Here is a 2,056-nt window from a genome sequence, read left to right on the forward strand (position 1 = left end):
TCGGGCGACCAGGCCGGCCTGGTGTCGTCGACGCCGCGGGTGAGCCGCCGTGGCGCCCCGTCGCGCGCGCCGACCAGCCAGATCGACCGTATCGAGCGGTCCTTGTCGACGTCGGCCTCGCGCAGCACGAAGAGAATCTCGCCGCCGTCGGGGGACAGCGCGGGCTGCTCCGGAACGGTGATCGTGGTCAGGTCCTCGATACGCTGCCGCCGGGTCACCCGAGCCTCCTATCGTCAGCCACCTATGGCGCCATCCTCACCCGCCTCCCCGGCTGTCACAAACCCCTGCGCTCCCACCTGCGAATACGCACAGCTCCGAAACGGCTACGCAGCGCCTCCCGAAACACCCGTGTCCCTTTCGTCCACTCCGCCGGAGTCCTGCCGGATCCACGGTGGCGTTTAGCGTTCTTGTGCGATCCGCACCGACTTGGATTCGGGTCAGGCCCGGGCGGCCTTCGCCGATCTGGCATACAGCGCCGCCACGGCCGTGCCCACGCACAGGGCCGCCGCACTCAGGCCCAGCGACCAGTGGATGCCGACCACCGCCCCGAACAGGCCCACCGTCAGGCCGCTGCCGAAGCGCAGCCCGTTCGCCGACATGCCGTAGACGCCGATCACCCGGCCGCGGTCCTCCGGCGGCGCCAGCAACTGCACCACCGTCTGGCCGATCGACATCGACGCCAGGTTGGCGACCCCGCCCGCGACCAGCAGCGACACCGACAGCGGATAGCTCGTCGACACCGCGAACGCCAGCGTGGTCAGGCCGTACACCGCCGTGCTCACCACGGCCGCGGACACCGTCGGCCTGATCCGGCCGGTCGCCTCCAGCAGGATCCCGCCGATCACCCCACCGGCGCCGTTGGCGAACAGCAGGATCCCGTACGCCGTCCCGGCGGCGCCCGCACCGAGGTCCTGCGCGAAGATCGGCATCGCCGACTGCAGCGACGCGCCGACGAAGAACGACCCCAGCCCGCCCAGGATGATCATGCTGACCAGCGTGTGGTTCGAGCGCACCTGGCGCAGCACCCGCACCGAGTCGACGAAGCCCAGCCGCTTTCGCGGCACCCCACCGTCGCGCCGGTGCCCGGTGAACTTGGTGCGGAAGAGGAAGATCGTCAGCGGCAGGTAGAACGCGATGTTGGCGAAGATGCCGTAGGTCGGGCCGAGTCCGAGCAGCAGCGCCGACCCGATCACCGGGCCGAAGAGCACGCCCAGGCTGCGGAACGTGGCGTTCAGGCGCACCGCGCTGGGCAGCTCCTCGTCGCCGACGAAGTCGTGCAGCATCAGTTGCTCGGCCGGACCCCACAGCGCCCCGGCGACGCCGTGCAGGATCAGCAGCAGGCATGCCGACCAGATCTGTAGCGTCCCGGTGACGAAGAGCACACCCCAGGCCGCCGACACCGTCATGAACAGCGCGTTCGCCACCTGGATGACGCGCCGGCAGTCGAACCGGTCGGCCAGCCCGCCGAACCACACCGACAGGAACAGGAACGGGATCCAGTGGCTGATCACCTGGAAGCCGGAGAGCGCCTCGGAGTGGAACCTCTCCCACAACACCCAGTACGTGATGACGTGCTCGATGTTGTCCGCCATCATCATCAGGGCGGCGCCGAAGAGGTAGGCCCGGCAGTCGCGGTTGCGCAGCGCGGCGAACCGCCGGGGCGCGACGGCCACCGACGGCACGCCGTTCACGGCAGACATCGCACATCAACCTCCGCGAGCCAGCTTGCCCGCGGAGGTGGTCATCCGGCTATGAGCCGTCTCACCACGAGGTGATCTCGATGTAGTCGAGGTCGCCGGCGTAGTAGTCGCACCCGACGTCGATCTGGTCGCAGCTGATCTTGCCGCCGATGGTCACCGGCCACGAGTTCGCGATCCGGCCGGTCCATCCGCTCCGCTTGGCGACGAGCTTGCCGTCGGCCTCCAGGAAGACCCCGTCACGGGTACGCGCGCAGCGCACGGTGTGCCAGCTGCCGTTGTTGAGCCTGCGGGGCGTCGACAGCAGGATCGTCCCGGACGACCCTCGGTAGAGACACTGCACGATGCCGTTCGGGATC

3 protein-coding genes are annotated in these 2,056 nt (G+C 69.4%); all 3 read right to left on the reverse strand.

Annotated elements, in window-relative coordinates; all coding sequences use genetic code 11:
• On the reverse strand, positions 1–218 hold a 218-nt coding region (locus AB0M20_RS40240), incomplete at its 3' end, for a hypothetical protein (protein WP_364306413.1).
• Between the two features lie 219 nt (positions 219–437).
• Positions 438–1,700: an MFS transporter gene (locus tag AB0M20_RS40245; RefSeq protein ID WP_364306415.1), complete on the reverse strand. Its 1,263-nt coding sequence runs from the start codon at positions 1,698–1,700 to the stop codon at positions 438–440.
• A gap of 61 nt (positions 1,701–1,761) precedes the next feature.
• The coding region (locus AB0M20_RS40250) for a LamG domain-containing protein (RefSeq protein WP_364306417.1) at positions 1,762–2,056 on the reverse strand (295 nt) is incomplete at its 5' end.

The organism is Actinoplanes sp. NPDC051633 (assembly GCF_040681735.1).
Classification (GTDB): domain Bacteria; phylum Actinomycetota; class Actinomycetes; order Mycobacteriales; family Micromonosporaceae; genus Actinoplanes.

Bases quoted from the DNA above. Each gene is read 5' to 3' on its own strand.
- AB0M20_RS40245 (WP_364306415.1), bottom strand. From the start codon at position 1,700: ATGTCTGCCGTGAACGGCGTGCCGTCGGTGGCCGTCGCGCCCCGGCGG.